The organism is Helcococcus ovis, assembly GCF_004524775.2.
Classification (GTDB): domain Bacteria; phylum Bacillota; class Clostridia; order Tissierellales; family Peptoniphilaceae; genus Helcococcus; species Helcococcus ovis.
In genome coordinates, this window is record NZ_CP119081.1 from 1,466,462 (window position 1) to 1,486,660 (window position 20,199).

Consider the following 20,199-nt stretch of genomic DNA (forward strand, 5'->3'; position numbering starts at 1 on the left):
ATAAAATATAAAAACCACTTAAGACACTTATTCATTGGATATATACTCCAACTAAATGCTTAAGTGGTATTTTCTATTTTCTAATTTTCTCCATTTCTTCAGGAAACATCTTCATATATCTTTCTTCTGAACCAACTTTTTTCTTTGTTATATCTGTAAATTCTATATTCTCATCTTCTAATTTTTCTATTAGATATGAAACTTTATTTATTCCAATATTCGCAATCATTTTATCTTGATTTAGTTCATAATTTAATCCCTTAATTTGATAATCTTTAAGTTTTTCTACTGATTCTTTTGTTAATGATAACTCATAAATATTGTCTTTTATTAAATCCATTTGTTCTTCTACTATTCGACCATCTTTCAAGAACATTATTTGATCTGTCAATAAGTCTATTTCACTTAATGTATGTGATGAAATTAATATAGCTGTTCCCGATTCTACTAATTCTTTTAATAGATGTCTTACTTTAATTACCGATGTAGGATCCAGCCCATTCAAAGGTTCATCAAGTATCATAAGTTTCGGTTTATTCATCATTGCCATCGCAATTAGTAAATGTTGTTTCATTCCTAATGAATAATCTCCGGTTTTTTTATTCATATAATGGGCTATTTGTAATTTTTCAACAACCTCATCTATTCTTTCTTTCGGTAATTTTTGTGCTGTTTTAATAAAGGCTAAATGGTCATATCCTGTCAAATAGTCATATAAAACTCTATTATCTTTTAAAAAAGATACTTCAAAAAATATATCTGAATTCGTATTTTTCTTTCCAACAACTTCGATTTCACCACTATTTGCTTTTAATAAATTTGAAATAACATTAAATAAAGTAGATTTTCCTGCCCCATTCGGTCCTATAACAGCATAAATACCGGGTTTTTCAATATGCATGTTAATTCCTTTAAGCACTTCCTGCTTTCCAAATTTTTTTGTTACATTTTCTAATTTTAAGATTGACATAATTCCTCCTCGCATAATAATTTTATAATTAAAACCACATGTTTTATTTTCATCTCAAACTATTTGTAATATATTAGTTGTATAATTTCTAATCAAAAGATGTCGAACTAACAATATTCTCTAAATATGGTACAAGATATTAGTTGTATAATTTCTAATCGAAACTCTCTCTACTTATTAGTTGTTACATCTTGATAAAATCAAGCTAAGAAATAAATTAAAGTTTCAGTTCAAATATTGTTACATTTTCTTAATAATTAAAAGCAGACTCATTTTTTAATTTTCTATTTTTTGTCCGTAAAATTTTTACTATTTTGCTAAAATAAGCATACAAAAATCTAAAGTTAGACCTTTTTGTCCGTAAATTTTAAGTAATAATGAAAAATAAATAGCTAAAAGCAGACAGAATCCACCAAACATCTATTTTTATCCGTAAAATTTTACAAGCACAGCAAACAAAATTGTTAAAAATAAGGTTTTTATCCGTAAAGTATACAGCTAGTGTCTAAATTCGATTTCAACTTATAAATAGTTGTAAACTTATAAGTTGTAGCAACCATACTTTATACTTTTTGTTTCCTTTTATTGACTATCATGCTTCCAATTATCATAAATATTATCCCCCATAAAGTTAGGACAAATATACTTGTCACAAAGTTCCCACCGATTATTACATTTCTTATCATGACCGAATTATCTGCCACTTTATTTGCAAATAAATAGCTAAATGGACTATATAACTTTACGATATTTACATTTAATAAATTTGTTAAAATCACACCTGTTAATATAAATCCCGATGTCATCGCAATTAGTAAATTTTTACTCTTTGTGTATATTGAAAATAATGTTGCTATTGATGATATTAAAAATCCTTGCATTATCATCACTATAAATGTCTTTGTTAGATACTGCCAAATTGGCATAGTCGTAAATGTTTTTATTGCATTTAATCTTTCTTCAGGGATATTAAATTTCTTAAAATATGTTAAATAGTGAATTACAGGTTGTTTTATTTCTCCAAAGCTTTCTGTAATTACACCATTTAATATTGCAAATGCAAATACTACAAAACAGAAAATCGCTAATACATATGTTTATGAAAAAACTTTTGTAATATTATATTTAAATCTATTTAAGGGTTGTGTATATATCATATTTAGCTGACTTCCATTTTCTTTTTCCGATACATACCCATGAAGTATCATAAACATTACAATCCCTAAAAATATTATATCTAAATCTTGATATTTTAACATTCTGTATATGGTATATACACCTGAATTTGTTCCATATCTTTCTTGATTTCTAACTTGTTTTTCTATCAAATTAGAATTAAAAATTTGATATTCTGAAAATTTAAAATCTCTTTTTGTTATAGGTATTACTTTATCTTTTATAGACACATCACTTAATACTTCATTTTCAAAAGTATTAAATGGTAGTGAATCTTGTTTAGAAATAAACATAGTATTATAGTGAGTTGATCTAAATATATCAAGCCATTTTTGAGAGTTATAAAATAAGCTAGAATCTCCTTTTTTATATCCTGCTATCATATTATTTATATGATTTTCTTGCGTTTTTGCTAAAGCATAAAATGAAGAGTTTATATCACTCAAATTAATATTTTTTATACTTTCACCTCTAGCCTCTATTCTATTCTTTTCTAATTTAACTTCTTCTACTATTTCTTTTATCTCTCCATTTTCTCCTATTTTATAATTTTTAATATTTATAGCTTTGTTTTTCTCAAAAAAGTGTAAAGAAAATATTAAAATTAATGTTGCTAATAAATAAATTAAAAAACTTTGATTATTATTTATTTTCCTTACTTCAAATCTAAATACACTATATTTATTAATATAAATTTTATCTTGAACCTTATTAAACTTAAAATTATATCTAAGTATATAAATTGTGGCTAAAATTAATATTGTTGTGAATAAAATAAATACACCTAAAAAATAAAAGTTACTACTATACAATTCTTTATATTCATATTGTCCCGATATTGATACCATCGAAAATATTTTCCCATTAATTGTTCTAATATAATCCATTACATATATAGGATTAAATACCGTTTTTAAACTTTCAATATTTTCTGTAAACGTAAAACCTAATCCAAATAAAGCAACTAACAAAGCCAATGATACTTGCTTACTTCTAAATATTGAATTTACAAATAATATTATTGAATACATCAAATTCATAATTGTAAAAAATAATAATAAAATTAATAGCATAAGATTATAAGCTAAAATATATTTTGGATTTAACCCTTCATGAAATACTCTATATATTTCTCTAAATCCACCTATATTAATTCCTTGAGCAAAACATATTAATAGAAAAAATATAAAAAAGGATGACAAATATATTATGGAAATTAAATTCATTGAAATTAATTTTGAAATAACTAATTTTCTATAATCTATTTGTAATATATTAGTTGTATAATTTCTAATCAAAAGATGTCGAACTAACAATATTCTCTAAATATGGTACAAGATATTAGTTGTATAATTTCTAATCGAAACTCTCTCTACTTATTAGTTGTTACATCTTGATAAAATCAAGCTAAGAAATAAATTAAAGTTTCAGTTCAAATATTGTTACATTTTCTTAATAATTAAAAGCAGACTCATTTTTTAATTTTCTATTTTTTGTCCGTAAAATTTTTACTATTTTGCTAAAATAAGCATACAAAAATCTAAAGTTAGACCTTTTTGTCCGTAAATTTTAAGTAATAATGAAAAATAAATAGCTAAAAGCAGACAGAATCCACCAAACATCTATTTTTATCCGTAAAATTTTACAAGCACAGCAAACAAAATTGTTAAAAATAAGGTTTTTATCCGTAAAGTATACAGCTAGTGTCTAAATTCGATTTCAACTTATAAATAGTTGTAAACTTATAAGTTGTAGCAACCATACTTTATACTTTTTGTTTCCTTTTATTGACTATCATGCTTCCAATTATCATAAATATTATCCCCCATAAAGTTAGGACAAATATACTTGTCACAAAGTTCCCACCGATTATTACATTTCTTATCATGACCGAATTATCTGCCACTTTATTTGCAAATAAATAGCTAAATGGACTATATAACTTTACGATATTTACATTTAATAAATTTGTTAAAATCACACCTGTTAATATAAATCCCGATGTCATCGCAATTAGTAAATTTTTACTCTTTGTGTATATTGAAAATAATGTTGCTATTGATGATATTAAAAATCCTTGCATTATCATCACTATAAATGTCTTTGTTAGATACTGCCAAATTGGCATAGTCGTAAATGTTTTTATTGCATTTAATCTTTCTTCAGGGATATTAAATTTCTTAAAATATGTTAAATAGTGAATTACAGGTTGTTTTATTTCTCCAAAGCTTTCTGTAATTACACCATTTAATATTGCAAATGCAAATACTACAAAACAGAAAATCGCTAATACATATGTTTATGAAAAAACTTTTGTAATATTATATTTAAATCTATTTAAGGGTTGTGTATATATCATATTTAGCTGACTTCCATTTTCTTTTTCCGATACATACCCATGAAGTATCATAAACATTACAATCCCTAAAAATATTATATCTAAATCTTGATATTTTAACATTCTGTATATGGTATATACACCTGAATTTGTTCCATATCTTTCTTGATTTCTAACTTGTTTTTCTATCAAATTAGAATTAAAAATTTGATATTCTGAAAATTTAAAATCTCTTTTTGTTATAGGTATTACTTTATCTTTTATAGACACATCACTTAATACTTCATTTTCAAAAGTATTAAATGGTAGTGAATCTTGTTTAGAAATAAACATAGTATTATAGTGAGTTGATCTAAATATATCAAGCCATTTTTGAGAGTTATAAAATAAGCTAGAATCTCCTTTTTTATATCCTGCTATCATATTATTTATATGATTTTCTTGCGTTTTTGCTAAAGCATAAAATGAAGAGTTTATATCACTCAAATTAATATTTTTTATACTTTCACCTCTAGCCTCTATTCTATTCTTTTCTAATTTAACTTCTTCTACTATTTCTTTTATCTCTCCATTTTCTCCTATTTTATAATTTTTAATATTTATAGCTTTGTTTTTCTCAAAAAAGTGTAAAGAAAATATTAAAATTAATGTTGCTAATAAATAAATTAAAAAACTTTGATTATTATTTATTTTCCTTACTTCAAATCTAAATACACTATATTTATTAATATAAATTTTATCTTGAACCTTATTAAACTTAAAATTATATCTAAGTATATAAATTGTGGCTAAAATTAATATTGTTGTGAATAAAATAAATACACCTAAAAAATAAAAGTTACTACTATACAATTCTTTATATTCATATTGTCCCGATATTGATACCATCGAAAATATTTTCCCATTAATTGTTCTAATATAATCCATTACATATATAGGATTAAATACCGTTTTTAAACTTTCAATATTTTCTGTAAACGTAAAACCTAATCCAAATAAAGCAACTAACAAAGCCAATGATACTTGCTTACTTCTAAATATTGAATTTACAAATAATATTATTGAATACATCAAATTCATAATTGTAAAAAATAATAATAAAATTAATAGCATAAGATTATAAGCTAAAATATATTTTGGATTTAACCCTTCATGAAATACTCTATATATTTCTCTAAATCCACCTATATTAATTCCTTGAGCAAAACATATTAATAGAAAAAATATAAAAAAGGATGACAAATATATTATGGAAATTAAATTCATTGAAATTAATTTTGAAATAACTAATTTTCTATAATCTATTTGTAATATATTAGTTGTATAATTTCTAATCAAAAGATGTCGAACTAACAATATTCTCTAAATATGGTACAAGATATTAGTTGTATAATTTCTAATCGAAACTCTCTCTACTTATTAGTTGTTACATCTTGATAAAATCAAGCTAAGAAATAAATTAAAGTTTCAGTTCAAATATTGTTACATTTTCTTAATAATTAAAAGCAGACTCATTTTTTTAATTTTCTATTTTTTGTCCGTAAAATTTTTACTATTTTGCTAAAATAAGCATACAAAAATCTAAAGTTAGACCTTTTTGTCCGTAAATTTTAAGTAATAATGAAAAATAAATAGCTAAAAGCAGACAGAATCCACCAAACATCTATTTTTATCCGTAAAATTTTACAAGCACAGCAAACAAAATTGTTAAAAATAAGGTTTTTATCCGTAAAGTATACAGCTAGTGTCTAAATTCGATTTCAACTTATAAATAGTTGTAAACTTATAAGTTGTAGCAACCATACTTTATACTTTTTGTTTCCTTTTATTGACTATCATGCTTCCAATTATCATAAATATTATCCCCCATAAAGTTAGGACAAATATACTTGTCACAAAGTTCCCACCGATTATTACATTTCTTATCATGACCGAATTATCTGCCACTTTATTTGCAAATAAATAGCTAAATGGACTATATAACTTTACGATATTTACATTTAATAAATTTGTTAAAATCACACCTGTTAATATAAATCCCGATGTCATCGCAATTAGTAAATTTTTACTCTTTGTGTATATTGAAAATAATGTTGCTATTGATGATATTAAAAATCCTTGCATTATCATCACTATAAATGTCTTTGTTAGATACTGCCAAATTGGCATAGTCGTAAATGTTTTTATTGCATTTAATCTTTCTTCAGGGATATTAAATTTCTTAAAATATGTTAAATAGTGAATTACAGGTTGTTTTATTTCTCCAAAGCTTTCTGTAATTACACCATTTAATATTGCAAATGCAAATACTACAAAACAGAAAATCGCTAATACATATGTTTATGAAAAAACTTTTGTAATATTATATTTAAATCTATTTAAGGGTTGTGTATATATCATATTTAGCTGACTTCCATTTTCTTTTTCCGATACATACCCATGAAGTATCATAAACATTACAATCCCTAAAAATATTATATCTAAATCTTGATATTTTAACATTCTGTATATGGTATATACACCTGAATTTGTTCCATATCTTTCTTGATTTCTAACTTGTTTTTCTATCAAATTAGAATTAAAAATTTGATATTCTGAAAATTTAAAATCTCTTTTTGTTATAGGTATTACTTTATCTTTTATAGACACATCACTTAATACTTCATTTTCAAAAGTATTAAATGGTAGTGAATCTTGTTTAGAAATAAACATAGTATTATAGTGAGTTGATCTAAATATATCAAGCCATTTTTGAGAGTTATAAAATAAGCTAGAATCTCCTTTTTTATATCCTGCTATCATATTATTTATATGATTTTCTTGCGTTTTTGCTAAAGCATAAAATGAAGAGTTTATATCACTCAAATTAATATTTTTTATACTTTCACCTCTAGCCTCTATTCTATTCTTTTCTAATTTAACTTCTTCTACTATTTCTTTTATCTCTCCATTTTCTCCTATTTTATAATTTTTAATATTTATAGCTTTGTTTTTCTCAAAAAAGTGTAAAGAAAATATTAAAATTAATGTTGCTAATAAATAAATTAAAAAACTTTGATTATTATTTATTTTCCTTACTTCAAATCTAAATACACTATATTTATTAATATAAATTTTATCTTGAACCTTATTAAACTTAAAATTATATCTAAGTATATAAATTGTGGCTAAAATTAATATTGTTGTGAATAAAATAAATACACCTAAAAAATAAAAGTTACTACTATACAATTCTTTATATTCATATTGTCCCGATATTGATACCATCGAAAATATTTTCCCATTAATTGTTCTAATATAATCCATTACATATATAGGATTAAATACCGTTTTTAAACTTTCAATATTTTCTGTAAACGTAAAACCTAATCCAAATAAAGCAACTAACAAAGCCAATGATACTTGCTTACTTCTAAATATTGAATTTACAAATAATATTATTGAATACATCAAATTCATAATTGTAAAAAATAATAATAAAATTAATAGCATAAGATTATAAGCTAAAATATATTTTGGATTTAACCCTTCATGAAATACTCTATATATTTCTCTAAATCCACCTATATTAATTCCTTGAGCAAAACATATTAATAGAAAAAATATAAAAAAGGATGACAAATATATTATGGAAATTAAATTCATTGAAATTAATTTTGAAATAACTAATTTTCTATAATCTATTTGTAATATATTAGTTGTATAATTTCTAATCAAAAGATGTCGAACTAACAATATTCTCTAAATATGGTACAAGATATTAGTTGTATAATTTCTAATCGAAACTCTCTCTACTTATTAGTTGTTACATCTTGATAAAATCAAGCTAAGAAATAAATTAAAGTTTCAGTTCAAATATTGTTACATTTTCTTAATAATTAAAAGCAGACTCATTTTTTAATTTTCTATTTTTTGTCCGTAAAATTTTTACTATTTTGCTAAAATAAGCATACAAAAATCTAAAGTTAGACCTTTTTGTCCGTAAATTTTAAGTAATAATGAAAAATAAATAGCTAAAAGCAGACAGAATCCACCAAACATCTATTTTTATCCGTAAAATTTTACAAGCACAGCAAACAAAATTGTTAAAAATAAGGTTTTTATCCGTAAAGTATACAGCTAGTGTCTAAATTCGATTTCAACTTATAAATAGTTGTAAACTTATAAGTTGTAGCAACCATACTTTATACTTTTTGTTTCCTTTTATTGACTATCATGCTTCCAATTATCATAAATATTATCCCCCATAAAGTTAGGACAAATATACTTGTCACAAAGTTCCCACCGATTATTACATTTCTTATCATGACCGAATTATCTGCCACTTTATTTGCAAATAAATAGCTAAATGGACTATATAACTTTACGATATTTACATTTAATAAATTTGTTAAAATCACACCTGTTAATATAAATCCCGATGTCATCGCAATTAGTAAATTTTTACTCTTTGTGTATATTGAAAATAATGTTGCTATTGATGATATTAAAAATCCTTGCATTATCATCACTATAAATGTCTTTGTTAGATACTGCCAAATTGGCATAGTCGTAAATGTTTTTATTGCATTTAATCTTTCTTCAGGGATATTAAATTTCTTAAAATATGTTAAATAGTGAATTACAGGTTGTTTTATTTCTCCAAAGCTTTCTGTAATTACACCATTTAATATTGCAAATGCAAATACTACAAAACAGAAAATCGCTAATACATATGTTTATGAAAAAACTTTTGTAATATTATATTTAAATCTATTTAAGGGTTGTGTATATATCATATTTAGCTGACTTCCATTTTCTTTTTCCGATACATACCCATGAAGTATCATAAACATTACAATCCCTAAAAATATTATATCTAAATCTTGATATTTTAACATTCTGTATATGGTATATACACCTGAATTTGTTCCATATCTTTCTTGATTTCTAACTTGTTTTTCTATCAAATTAGAATTAAAAATTTGATATTCTGAAAATTTAAAATCTCTTTTTGTTATAGGTATTACTTTATCTTTTATAGACACATCACTTAATACTTCATTTTCAAAAGTATTAAATGGTAGTGAATCTTGTTTAGAAATAAACATAGTATTATAGTGAGTTGATCTAAATATATCAAGCCATTTTTGAGAGTTATAAAATAAGCTAGAATCTCCTTTTTTATATCCTGCTATCATATTATTTATATGATTTTCTTGCGTTTTTGCTAAAGCATAAAATGAAGAGTTTATATCACTCAAATTAATATTTTTTATACTTTCACCTCTAGCCTCTATTCTATTCTTTTCTAATTTAACTTCTTCTACTATTTCTTTTATCTCTCCATTTTCTCCTATTTTATAATTTTTAATATTTATAGCTTTGTTTTTCTCAAAAAAGTGTAAAGAAAATATTAAAATTAATGTTGCTAATAAATAAATTAAAAAACTTTGATTATTATTTATTTTCCTTACTTCAAATCTAAATACACTATATTTATTAATATAAATTTTATCTTGAACCTTATTAAACTTAAAATTATATCTAAGTATATAAATTGTGGCTAAAATTAATATTGTTGTGAATAAAATAAATACACCTAAAAAATAAAAGTTACTACTATACAATTCTTTATATTCATATTGTCCCGATATTGATACCATCGAAAATATTTTCCCATTAATTGTTCTAATATAATCCATTACATATATAGGATTAAATACCGTTTTTAAACTTTCAATATTTTCTGTAAACGTAAAACCTAATCCAAATAAAGCAACTAACAAAGCCAATGATACTTGCTTACTTCTAAATATTGAATTTACAAATAATATTATTGAATACATCAAATTCATAATTGTAAAAAATAATAATAAAATTAATAGCATAAGATTATAAGCTAAAATATATTTTGGATTTAACCCTTCATGAAATACTCTATATATTTCTCTAAATCCACCTATATTAATTCCTTGAGCAAAACATATTAATAGAAAAAATATAAAAAAGGATGACAAATATATTATGGAAATTAAATTCATTGAAATTAATTTTGAAATAACTAATTTTCTATAATCTATAGGTTGAGTTTTCAATAGATTAATCGTACCATCTTCCATTTCCTTGCTTAAAATCCCATAAAATATTAGTATCGCAAATACTAAAAATGGTATACCAAATATTATCTTACTATTATATATGATTCTTCTTGCATAATTTGTTGATAAATGTTCTAAAAAACTATTATTTCTAGGAATATCATTTTTTTTTAGATATTCCATTTCCAAAACAGCATAATTAACATCTTTTTTTTCTAGTTTATCTTTTAACTCTAATTTATAATCCTTATAAAATTTTAATACTTCTGTTAATAAATTGTAATCTAATTCATAAAATTTTTTACTTATATCATATTTTTCCTTAAATGTCTTTTTATCTATATTTGACATAAAATGATTAAGCTCTGAATATTTAGAGTAATGATTATTATCTATAATTTCATTTAATCTAGTTATATATTCTAAATTTTTTAGAAAAAGAAAATCATTTTTTCTTGCATTAGCAATTAAAATAGTATCTCCTGGAACTTTTGATACTTTATATTCATGACTTAATTCTAAAATATTATTAGATCTATAATTTACATAAAATGACATAATAATAGCGAATAAAATAGTAAATAATATTAACTTTGATTTATGTAATTTTTTAATTTCCAATTTTATCATATCAACCTCTTATTAATAAAAAGCTAGTCAAAAAGACTAGCATTTTATTATTATTCATTCATGTAAATAGAATATGCTCCTATGTCATAAGGATTTGAAACTAAATATAGTACTCCGGAATAATAATGTAAAGTACTCTCTGTTTTATCTACTTTTTTGCCTCTTTTTATATATCCTTCATAATAAAAACCATTTTCTTGAATTCTTTTAAAAACATACATTGGATTTGTTTTAGCTGGTAAAATATCTTCATAAACTATAAAAGTTTTTACCATGCCTGTCGGCATAATTTCACTATTTTTAAAATCATCCGCATATGCTCCATTAAAGCTTGAAAACACTAAACCACATGCAAATACAAAAGCTACTATTTTTTTCATTTTTCTCTCCTAAATATATATTTTTGTAAATTATAACTTACAACTATATATTAATATAATTATTTTAACTTTTCAATGACATCGATGTCATTTTTAAAAATTTTTCTTTTTAGCTTTAATATATACTATTTTAATAAATTAATTTTATTAAATTTTTTGTTTCCTTTTATTAACTATCATGCTTCCAATTATCATAAATATTATGCTCCATACAGTTAATACCATAATACTTGTCACAAAATTCCCACCGATTATTACATTTCTTATCATGACCGAATTATCTGCCACTTTATTTGCAAATAAATAGCTAAATGGACTATATAATTTTACGATATTTACATTTAATAAATTTGTTAAAATCACACCTGTTAATATAAATCCCGAAGTCATTGCGATTAGTAGATTTTTACTCTTTGTATATATTGAAAATAATGTTGCTATTGATGATATTAAAAATCCTTGCATTATCATCACTATAAATGTCTTTGTTAGATACTGCCAAATTGGCATTGTAGATATTGTTTTTAGTGCATCTTCTTCATTTATACTATTAAAATTTTTAACATATGTTAAATAGTGAATTACAGGTTGTTTTATTTCTCCAAATCTTTCTGTAATAACACCGTTTAATATCGCAAATGCAAATACTACAAAACAGAAAATCGATAATACATATATTTGTGAAAAAACTTTTGTAATATTATATTTAAATCTATTTAAGGGTTGTGTATATATCATATTTAGCTGACTTCCATTTTCTTTTTCCGATACATACCCATTAATTATCATAAACATTATAATCCCCAAAAATATTATATCTAAATCTTGATATTTTAACATTCTGTATGTTGTATATATACCTGAGTTTGTTAAGTATTTTGCATTTTTTCTGTCTAGAGTTTCTTCAAAATTTGATTTAAACTTTTGATAATGTGAAAATATAAAATATTGTTTTACTATTGGTTTTACATTATTATCAACTGATACATTATTTAATAAAATATTTTCATATATAGTAAGTGGTGTTTTTTTTATTTTACCTCCCATTCCCCTCATATCATATTCAAGTTTGTCTTGAAATGATTGAGCCTTGTAAAACTTTTTTGAATCATTTTTATTATAACCATCTATTAAATTGTTATAATTATTTATTATTTTTTTATATTTTTCTATATTAAATTGAATCGATTCGGCCATATCACCATTTAAATTTTTTAGTTTTTTTTCTTCCAATAATAAATGATGCTTATATAATTCTAATTTTCCTTTAGGCTTTAGATTAAAATTAATCCCATTTAATACTTCAGTTACTTCAAAAAAATGTAAAGAAAATATTAAAATTAATGTTGCAAGTAAATATATTACAAAACTCTGATTATTAACTATTTTTCTTACCTCAAATTTAAATACACTATATTTATTAATATTAATTTGTTTTTCTTTTTCATAAACCTTAAAATCAAACTGTGATAATTTTGCAGCTACAAATATTAAAAATACCGAAATAATAAAAAATATTAGTAAATAGATTAAGCTACTATGATTTATGTTTTGATATGTCCCTAAACCATTTTTTTCTACAACACAATTTATTTTACCCTTTATGCTCCTAACATGATCCATTGCATATATCGGATTAAATACTGTTTTTAAACTTTTAATATTTTCTGTAAATGTATATCCTAATCCAAAAATTGATATTAAAAAGGCTAATGAAGAATATTTACTCCTAAATATTGAATTTATAAGTATTATAATTGAATAAATTAAATTCATTATTATCGTAAACGATAATAATATCAGTAATATCAGTTCATATGCCTTAAAGTATCTTGGATCTACTCCATCATAAAATATTCTATAAATTTCTCTAAATCCACCTAGATTAATTCCTTGAACAAAACATATTAATGCAAAAAATATAAAAAAGGATGACAAATATATTATGGAAATTAAATTCATTGAAATTAATTTTGAAATAACTAATTTTCTATAATCTATAGGTTGAGTTTTCAATAGATTAATCGTACCATCTTCTCTTTCTTTGCTTAAAATCCCATAAAATATTAATATCGCAAATACTAAAAATGGTATACCAAATATTATTTTACTATTATATATTATTCTTCTTGCATAGTTAGTTGACAAAAATTCAAAATATCCAATATTGGTATGTAAGTCATTTTCTTTTATATATTCCATCTCAAAAATTCCATATTTCCAAGATTTCAAATCATTTTCATCATCAATTTCCAATCCATATTTTTTATTATATTCTATCGCATCTCTTAAATTATTATATTCTAAATAAAAAAAATCTTTACTTATATCATATTTTTCTTTAAATGATTTTTTATCTATATTTGTCATAAAATTCATTAGTTTTGGATAATTTCTGTAATGATATTTAAACATTTTTTCAAAATCTAAGCCATAATTTTCCTTATTCATTAACTTATATTCATTTTCAGAAAAATTTTCATAAAAAATGGAAAGAGGCGAAAAACTTTCATATGAACTATATTCTATATATAACCCATCTTTTGTATTTGATCTATAATTTACATAAAAAGACATAATAACAGCGAATAAAATAGTAAATAATATTAACTTTGATTTATATAATTTTTTAATTTCCAATTTTATCATATCAACCTCTTATTAATAAAAAAGTCGGTTTTATCCGACCTTTTTTATTATTCATATCTACCGTCATATCCTGAAGTTAGTGTTAAAGTTCCTTTATAAAGATTAACTTTATAAATTCAACTAAAATACATTAAAAATATATAAAACATACAACACTATTAAATGAATAAAAGTTATTATACTCATATATAAAAATGTTGCAGTTAATTTGGATTCTTTTTTATTTTTATTCAAAAAATATATATTAACTATATCCAATATTATAATTATGTAGAAAATTATATGGAGTATATTGTTAAACTTACCAAGCATAATTATTAGGGAGATTTTTATTAATATCAGAATTATCGAAAAATAATATAATAACATTTTTATTACCATTTACTTATTTCTACTTTTGTGTCTACTAAATTATGATTAGAATCATAAAACTTTAATACTAATTTACTTCTTCTTCCAGAAGCATATAAATATGACTTATAATATTCTCCAATAAACCCTCCAGAATATGATGCAAATATGGAAGCCAGATAAGAAATTGCACCAAATAGAGCTGAATTGCTAAATCCAATTGTCCCTAAAATAGCAGATGTTACTGCACTTCTACTATTATTTAGATTACGAACTGAACCAGTATGTGTTGATACCAATTTATAATCTCCATACATTTCTCCATATCCTATCCTATTTTGCATACTTGTCCATTCTTCGACCCCGCTATTACCGCCTGGTCTTCCAGCCCATGCTGATGGTAATATCTCATTTCTATTCAAAGAAAATGCTTCAACAAACCCAAATTCAAAATTGAACATAATTATAAACGCAAATACAAAAGCTACTATTTTTTTTATATTTTTTTTCATTTTCTTCTCCTACATTAATATTTTTTTCTAAATTATAACTTACAACCATATATTAACATAATCATTTTCATTTAACAATGACATCGATGTCATGTTTTATGAAAAATATAAATAAAGTTATTTAAATTAAATATAATTATTAAATACATGACATACATGTCATTGAAAAAATATTTATATTAAAGTAATATAATAAAAAAACAAGGAGGACTCATGAAAAAAGTTATTTTATTTTTTTCTATATTGATGTTATTTAATTTTTTTGTAGCGTCAAAAAAAGAAGAAAAACCCAATCCTGAACCACCTATCATTGAATGGTTTTCAAATACTAAGCTTTATTCTTAAACATATTATTTAAGAAAATATTCATAAAGATCAATTAATTGTTCTTGCTTAAATAAAGTAGCAATTTTAATTGATTTTTTTATATCATTTTTATAATCGATATCATTTATTTCCTTTTTTGATAAACCAATTAAAAAATATAATCTATCTAAATTTTTATGTTTATTTTCTTTTTCTAATTTAGAAATGATTTTTGAAAGTTCATTTATCACTATTTCAAATTGTCTATTTTTATATATGGAAACATATTTATTATATATGAATTGTATATACAGTATATTATCCTCTGAAATATTTTCCTCCATAAATTTAATAATATCCAAGTAGATTTTTTGCATATTCATATATTCATAATTAAATGAAATACAAAATAAAATTCTATATTCTATATCATTATATTCAAATGTTTTGAAGTTTTTTATTTTAAAGTTTGGAATAGTTATTTTTAATGAATTATTCAATATTTTTAACGATTTTTGAAAATTTCTATTATAAAAAAGCAATGTCCCTTTAACAAATAAATATAGCTGCTCTATCAAAATTTGATTTCTTATATTCATACCATGCTGATATTTAGACTCTATATTGCAAAGAAATTCTTCTAACTTTTCCATTTCTCTATTATCTAAAATTACAAAAAGTGAATTTCTTAAATTCAAATACTCCAAAATATCATTATCGTTTAATTCTTTATATATTTTAAATAAATCAATTTTTAATATTTCTGAAAATTTTTGCAAACTTTCCAAAGAAGGAGTTGATTTGTTAGATTCAATTCTAAAATATTGCCTAGAACTAATATTTAATTTATCTGCAAATTTTTCAATAGATAGATTTTTAGATTTTCTTATTTCTTTAAGTTTATCTCCTAAGTTACATTCCATATGATCTCCTTCTGTCCTATATTTTTTGATAATCATACCATAAAATTTAGGTTAGTTCAAATATGAAAATGTAACCGCCGTAAATAATACTCCTTTATCAAAGCCTGTATATACTATATTAACCATAATTACATGAAAAAATAAAGAAATCCACTTAGGCACCTCCGCAGCTCTAATAGGAGCGAGGACAGTGCCGTAACTGGATTCTCTTTATTTTTCATATTTTATACAAATCCCTAAAAAACATATTACCATTATCAATGCCGAAATCAGTAAACTTGATATTAATTCCATCATTTTCTAATATGCCATTTTCAATATTTTTCTTAAGTACATCTCCGTACTTTACCATAATATCTATATTAAATCTTGTATTCATATCTGATATTTCAAAACCTTTTTGCATTCTGAGTTTTAACATCATATATTCTTTTTCTCTTGTATCTTTATCAAGATTTTCAACTTCCTGAATCGGCTTATCTCCATTATCAATCATTTTAAAATATACATCAAATTTTCTGTGATTTGTGTATCTTGTTAAGCCAATATTAGAAGCAGCGCCCACACCTATACCTATATAATCTTGTAAATTCCAATATTTTTTATTATGCGTACTTTCAAATTTTGAACTTTTTGCAAAACTGGAAATTTCATATTGATTAAATCCATTTAGCTTTAATATATTTACAACCTTATGGTACATATTTCTTTCAATCTCCGGATCAAATAATTCAATTTTTCCATCGTTGTACCAAATATCAAAATATGTTTTTTCTTTAAGGATTAATGAATAATATGAAACGTGGTCTATATCTAATTTTGAAACAATTTCTAAATCTTTTTCCAAAACTTTCATATCCTGTTTAGGATTTGCAAGCATTAAATCTATGCTGATATTTTTACAGCCGAGCTCTCTTAACATTTTTAACTTTTTAAATACTGTATAGCTATTGTGGATTCTCCCCATAATTTGTAATACATCATTATTGAAAGTTTGTACTCCCATTGAAAATCTATTTACTCCATTTTCAAGATAAATTTTAATCTTTTCTTCTGTAACAGATTCGGGATTCATCTCAATGGTAATTTCTGCATTTTCTGTTATTTTAAATGTATTTTTCAATTCTTTTAATATTTTATCCATATATGATGCTGCTAAATATGAAGGTGTCCCTCCCCCAATATATACTGTATCTAAAAAAATATTTTGATTTTTATATAATCTAATTTCATTTAACAAATATTGTACATAAAGATCTATTTTTTCATCTTCATCTGTATATGTTAAAAAATCACAGTAATTACATTTTTTCTGACAAAACGGAATATGTAAATATAATCCAATTGGATTTGTCATATTAATTCCTTCCTAAAATGATATTTTGTAAATCAAAGCAATTAAACATAAAATAATTGCTAGCGGTGTGTATATCCACCTACCTACAAAATACCATAATTTCCCAATTTTCTTTGAACTTCCTTTATTAATCTCTTCTATAATTTCTTCTTTTTTCCATACCCAAAACCATGAAAATGCTCCCATTGCTGCACCTATTGGAATTACATAGATTGAAACAAGATCCATCCATGGACCCCATCCACCTAAAATTGCTCCTTTTGTTTCAGCGATTGGCTCCATAAATACCCCTACTGATAAAACTACAATACACAAAAGTAATAAAACAAGTTTTCTATTTGCACCTTTTATCTTATATGTAATTGATTCTGTAACTGCTTCAAGCATGTTTTGCATTGAACTAACCCCACCAAATAAAACTGCTGTGTATAATATAACCGCAAAAATTCTTCCTAGATGTATGTTTTGCAATACTTTAGGCAATGTATTAAATAATAAACCAGGTCCTGAACTTTGATCTAAATTAAATGCAAATGCAGCCGGTATCATAACTAACGCTGCGACTAATGCTGCTAAAGTATCAAATAAAGCTGTATTTTTAGCTCCATTTAAAATATCAACTTCTTCTCCTAGATATGATCCATAAACTATCATTCCTGATCCAGTTATTGATAAGGAGAAAAATGCTTGTCCCATTGCCCAAATCCATGTCATGGGATTTATTAGATGTTTCCAGTCAGGTGTAAACATAAATTTGTACCCCTCAATTGCATTAGGCATAAAAAATACTCTAATTGCAAGTATTAAAAACAGAATAAAAAATAATGGCATAATTATCTTATTTGTTTTTTCTATACTTCTTACCCCAAATAATACTGTAATCATTGTAAAAATTACTACAAATATATGATATGGTATTACCGAATAATTTTTAAAAGCAAATGAGGCAAACCATTGTTCCGGATTAGCAGTCATCAACATTCCACTTAAAGAGTCAACTAAAGCCTTAAATACATAAGAAATAATTACTGAATAACCTATAGCTATAGTCATAGTCCCTATTAAAGGAATCCAACCAATAATTTTACCAATTTTTTCTTTATTTTTTGTCTTCCAAGCATATTGATATGCTCCTAATGTCCCTGTTTTAGCCCTTCTACCAATAGCATATTCAGATGATAGTCCTGTATAACTAAAAATCATTATAAATAACAAATAACATAGTAAAAAAGCTCCTCCACCATTTGCTCCAACTTTGTAAGGGAAACCCCATACATTAGCCATACCTACTGCTGAACCGACACAGGCTATAATAAAGCCCCATCTTGATTTAAATTTTAATTTTTCCATAATACCCTCCGTAATAGATTTTATTATACAGTAAATTTTAAAATAAAAAAAGGATAGAAATTTAAAATTTCTATCCAAAAAACTTTTACGAATCTTACAATAAAGGTTCTACAATAAATAGTGTTGGTGTATAAAATTAACCTTAGCTACTTATGCACATATGGCTTTTATAAGAAACAAAATTTCATTATCTTCCAGTTGAACCAATCCCACCTTCACCACGATGTGTTTCATCAAGCTCATCAACTAACTCAATATCAACTCTTACATAAGGTTGAATTACCATTTGAGCTAGTCTGTCTCCATTGTGAATCACATGGTCCTTATCAGAATTATTTACAAAAAAGATTTGAATGTCTCCCCTATAATCACTGTCAATTATCCCTGTTGTGTTTGCTAATGTAATTCTGTGTTTAATTCCTGTTGAGGATCTTGGATATATTGCCCCAAAATATCCTTCTGGAATTGCAACCTTTATACCAGTTGGAATTTTTACAACTTCATTCGGTTTTACAGTGACTGGTTCCTGATTATTGCAATACAAATCAAATCCTGCTGAACCTTCGGTAGCATATTTAGGTTTAAACTTTTCTGTTACCATTTTTAATTTCATATCCATCTCCTATATTAAAAAATATGCGAGCATATTTATAAGCCGTGTTCTGTATTTGATAATCATCTATCTAGATGTATAGTCACCTATACATTCAAGCAATCTACCTACCGGACCTAGCCAGCTACTAGGTTTGTATCCTATTCTGATCTTGCACCGAATGGGGTTTACATAGCCACATAGTTACCCATATGCTGGTGAGCTCTTACCTCGCCTTTCCACCCTTACTGAACCCCTAACTTATGTGCTCAAGTTTTGAAATACTTAGGATTCCGCCGTCGAATCTTACTAATCGAAGCTTCCTTTTCGGTCGCTTCTCTTAGAGATTCTTGGCATGACACCTACTTTATACTTCAACTATTTCATGGTATTTTATACCATGAAATAGTTGAGCGCATAAGTTAGGGGTTCAGCGGTATATCTCTGTTGCACTATCCTTAGAGTCGCCTCCACCAGACGTTATCTGGCATTCTGCTGTGTGGTGCACGGACTTTCCTCTCGTAATAAAAATTACCAGCGATTATCTAACATACTCGCAATGAAATCTTATCATAATTACATAAA

General features: G+C 24.2%; 17 protein-coding genes and 1 other RNA gene. 1 reads left to right on the forward strand and 17 read right to left on the reverse strand.

Annotated elements, in window-relative coordinates; genetic code table 11:
* Nucleotides 1-73: 73 nt before the first annotated feature.
* The 12 genes from EQF90_RS06945 to EQF90_RS07000 all read right to left on the reverse strand — a co-directional run bounded on the left by EQF90_RS06945 (nucleotide 74) and on the right by EQF90_RS07000 (nucleotide 15,086).
* Nucleotides 74-970 carry an ABC transporter ATP-binding protein gene (locus EQF90_RS06945; RefSeq protein ID WP_134712026.1) on the reverse strand — a complete coding sequence of 299 codons (897 nt, stop codon included), beginning with the start codon at nucleotides 968-970 and terminating at the stop codon, nucleotides 74-76.
* Nucleotides 971-1,533: 563 nt separating this feature from the next.
* Nucleotides 1,534-1,896 (reverse strand): hypothetical protein, encoded by a 363-nt coding sequence (locus EQF90_RS06950; RefSeq protein ID WP_134744889.1) that lies wholly within the window; start codon nucleotides 1,894-1,896, stop codon nucleotides 1,534-1,536.
* 171 nt (nucleotides 1,897-2,067) lie between these two features.
* Complete coding sequence (locus tag EQF90_RS06955; protein ID WP_134744890.1) at nucleotides 2,068-3,444, reverse strand: hypothetical protein; 1,377 nt, start codon at nucleotides 3,442-3,444, stop codon at nucleotides 2,068-2,070.
* A 467-nt stretch (nucleotides 3,445-3,911) separates the two neighbouring features.
* Nucleotides 3,912-4,274, reverse strand: coding sequence for a hypothetical protein (locus EQF90_RS06960; RefSeq protein ID WP_134744889.1), 363 nt, complete (start codon nucleotides 4,272-4,274; stop codon nucleotides 3,912-3,914).
* A gap of 171 nt (nucleotides 4,275-4,445) precedes the next feature.
* Entirely contained in the window at nucleotides 4,446-5,822 is a 1,377-nt protein-coding gene (locus EQF90_RS06965; protein WP_134744890.1) for a hypothetical protein, read from the reverse strand.
* A gap of 468 nt (nucleotides 5,823-6,290) precedes the next feature.
* A complete protein-coding gene (locus tag EQF90_RS06970; RefSeq protein WP_134744889.1) occupies nucleotides 6,291-6,653 on the reverse strand; it encodes a hypothetical protein in 363 nt (120 codons plus the stop codon).
* 171 nt (nucleotides 6,654-6,824) lie between these two features.
* Entirely contained in the window at nucleotides 6,825-8,201 is a 1,377-nt protein-coding gene (locus tag EQF90_RS06975; RefSeq protein WP_134744890.1) for a hypothetical protein, read from the reverse strand.
* A 467-nt stretch (nucleotides 8,202-8,668) separates the two neighbouring features.
* Nucleotides 8,669-9,031: a hypothetical protein gene (locus tag EQF90_RS06980; protein ID WP_134744889.1), complete on the reverse strand. Its 363-nt coding sequence runs from the start codon at nucleotides 9,029-9,031 to the stop codon at nucleotides 8,669-8,671.
* Nucleotides 9,032-9,202: 171 nt separating this feature from the next.
* Nucleotides 9,203-11,194 (reverse strand): ABC transporter permease subunit, encoded by a 1,992-nt coding sequence (locus tag EQF90_RS06985; RefSeq protein WP_134711741.1) that lies wholly within the window; start codon nucleotides 11,192-11,194, stop codon nucleotides 9,203-9,205.
* Nucleotides 11,195-11,244: 50 nt separating this feature from the next.
* Nucleotides 11,245-11,574: a hypothetical protein gene (locus EQF90_RS06990; RefSeq protein WP_134711742.1), complete on the reverse strand. Its 330-nt coding sequence runs from the start codon at nucleotides 11,572-11,574 to the stop codon at nucleotides 11,245-11,247.
* Nucleotides 11,575-11,721: 147 nt separating this feature from the next.
* Complete coding sequence (locus tag EQF90_RS06995; protein ID WP_134711743.1) at nucleotides 11,722-14,223, reverse strand: ABC transporter permease subunit; 2,502 nt, start codon at nucleotides 14,221-14,223, stop codon at nucleotides 11,722-11,724.
* Nucleotides 14,224-14,597: 374 nt separating this feature from the next.
* Nucleotides 14,598-15,086, reverse strand: a complete 489-nt coding sequence (locus tag EQF90_RS07000) for a hypothetical protein (protein ID WP_134711744.1) — start codon at nucleotides 15,084-15,086, stop codon at nucleotides 14,598-14,600.
* A 213-nt stretch (nucleotides 15,087-15,299) separates the two neighbouring features.
* Here EQF90_RS07000 and EQF90_RS07005 point away from each other — a divergent pair, with 213 nt between their 5' ends.
* On the forward strand, nucleotides 15,300-15,431 hold the full coding sequence (locus EQF90_RS07005; RefSeq protein WP_280633470.1) for a hypothetical protein: 132 nt from the start codon (nucleotides 15,300-15,302) through the stop codon (nucleotides 15,429-15,431).
* Between the two features lie 5 nt (nucleotides 15,432-15,436).
* Here EQF90_RS07005 and EQF90_RS07010 read toward each other — a convergent pair whose 3' ends face one another.
* The 5 genes from EQF90_RS07010 to rnpB form a co-directional block, all read right to left on the reverse strand.
* Nucleotides 15,437-16,315, reverse strand: a complete 879-nt coding sequence (locus EQF90_RS07010; RefSeq protein WP_167604089.1) for a helix-turn-helix domain-containing protein — start codon at nucleotides 16,313-16,315, stop codon at nucleotides 15,437-15,439.
* 217 nt (nucleotides 16,316-16,532) lie between these two features.
* Nucleotides 16,533-17,672: a radical SAM family heme chaperone HemW gene (hemW, locus tag EQF90_RS07015; RefSeq protein ID WP_134711746.1), complete on the reverse strand. Its 1,140-nt coding sequence runs from the start codon at nucleotides 17,670-17,672 to the stop codon at nucleotides 16,533-16,535.
* 12 nt (nucleotides 17,673-17,684) lie between these two features.
* Nucleotides 17,685-19,025, reverse strand: a complete 1,341-nt coding sequence (locus EQF90_RS07020; protein WP_407933648.1) for a sodium-dependent transporter — start codon at nucleotides 19,023-19,025, stop codon at nucleotides 17,685-17,687.
* A gap of 184 nt (nucleotides 19,026-19,209) precedes the next feature.
* Nucleotides 19,210-19,635: a dUTP diphosphatase gene (gene dut, locus EQF90_RS07025; RefSeq protein WP_407933643.1), complete on the reverse strand. Its 426-nt coding sequence runs from the start codon at nucleotides 19,633-19,635 to the stop codon at nucleotides 19,210-19,212.
* Nucleotides 19,636-19,657: 22 nt separating this feature from the next.
* Nucleotides 19,658-20,171, reverse strand: an RNA gene (rnpB, locus tag EQF90_RS07030) — RNase P RNA component class A.
* Between the last annotated feature and the right edge of the window lie 28 nt (nucleotides 20,172-20,199).

Excerpts from the sequence above, each read along its gene's own strand:
- EQF90_RS06945 (WP_134712026.1), bottom strand. The coding sequence starts at position 970 with ATGTCAATCTTAAAATTAGAAAATGTAACAAAAAAATTTGGAAAGCAG.
- EQF90_RS06950 (WP_134744889.1), bottom strand. The coding sequence starts at position 1,896 with ATGCCAATTTGGCAGTATCTAACAAAGACATTTATAGTGATGATAATG.
- EQF90_RS06960 (WP_134744889.1), bottom strand. The coding sequence starts at position 4,274 with ATGCCAATTTGGCAGTATCTAACAAAGACATTTATAGTGATGATAATG.
- EQF90_RS06970 (WP_134744889.1), bottom strand. The coding sequence starts at position 6,653 with ATGCCAATTTGGCAGTATCTAACAAAGACATTTATAGTGATGATAATG.
- EQF90_RS06980 (WP_134744889.1), bottom strand. The coding sequence starts at position 9,031 with ATGCCAATTTGGCAGTATCTAACAAAGACATTTATAGTGATGATAATG.
- EQF90_RS06985 (WP_134711741.1), bottom strand. The coding sequence starts at position 11,194 with ATGATAAAATTGGAAATTAAAAAATTACATAAATCAAAGTTAATATTA.
- EQF90_RS06990 (WP_134711742.1), bottom strand. The coding sequence starts at position 11,574 with ATGAAAAAAATAGTAGCTTTTGTATTTGCATGTGGTTTAGTGTTTTCA.
- EQF90_RS06995 (WP_134711743.1), bottom strand. The coding sequence starts at position 14,223 with ATGATAAAATTGGAAATTAAAAAATTATATAAATCAAAGTTAATATTA.
- EQF90_RS07000 (WP_134711744.1), bottom strand. The coding sequence starts at position 15,086 with ATGAAAAAAAATATAAAAAAAATAGTAGCTTTTGTATTTGCGTTTATA.
- EQF90_RS07005 (WP_280633470.1), top strand. The coding sequence starts at position 15,300 with ATGAAAAAAGTTATTTTATTTTTTTCTATATTGATGTTATTTAATTTT.
- EQF90_RS07010 (WP_167604089.1), bottom strand. The coding sequence starts at position 16,315 with ATGGAATGTAACTTAGGAGATAAACTTAAAGAAATAAGAAAATCTAAA.
- hemW (WP_134711746.1), bottom strand. The coding sequence starts at position 17,672 with ATGACAAATCCAATTGGATTATATTTACATATTCCGTTTTGTCAGAAA.
- dut (WP_407933643.1), bottom strand. The coding sequence starts at position 19,635 with ATGAAATTAAAAATGGTAACAGAAAAGTTTAAACCTAAATATGCTACC.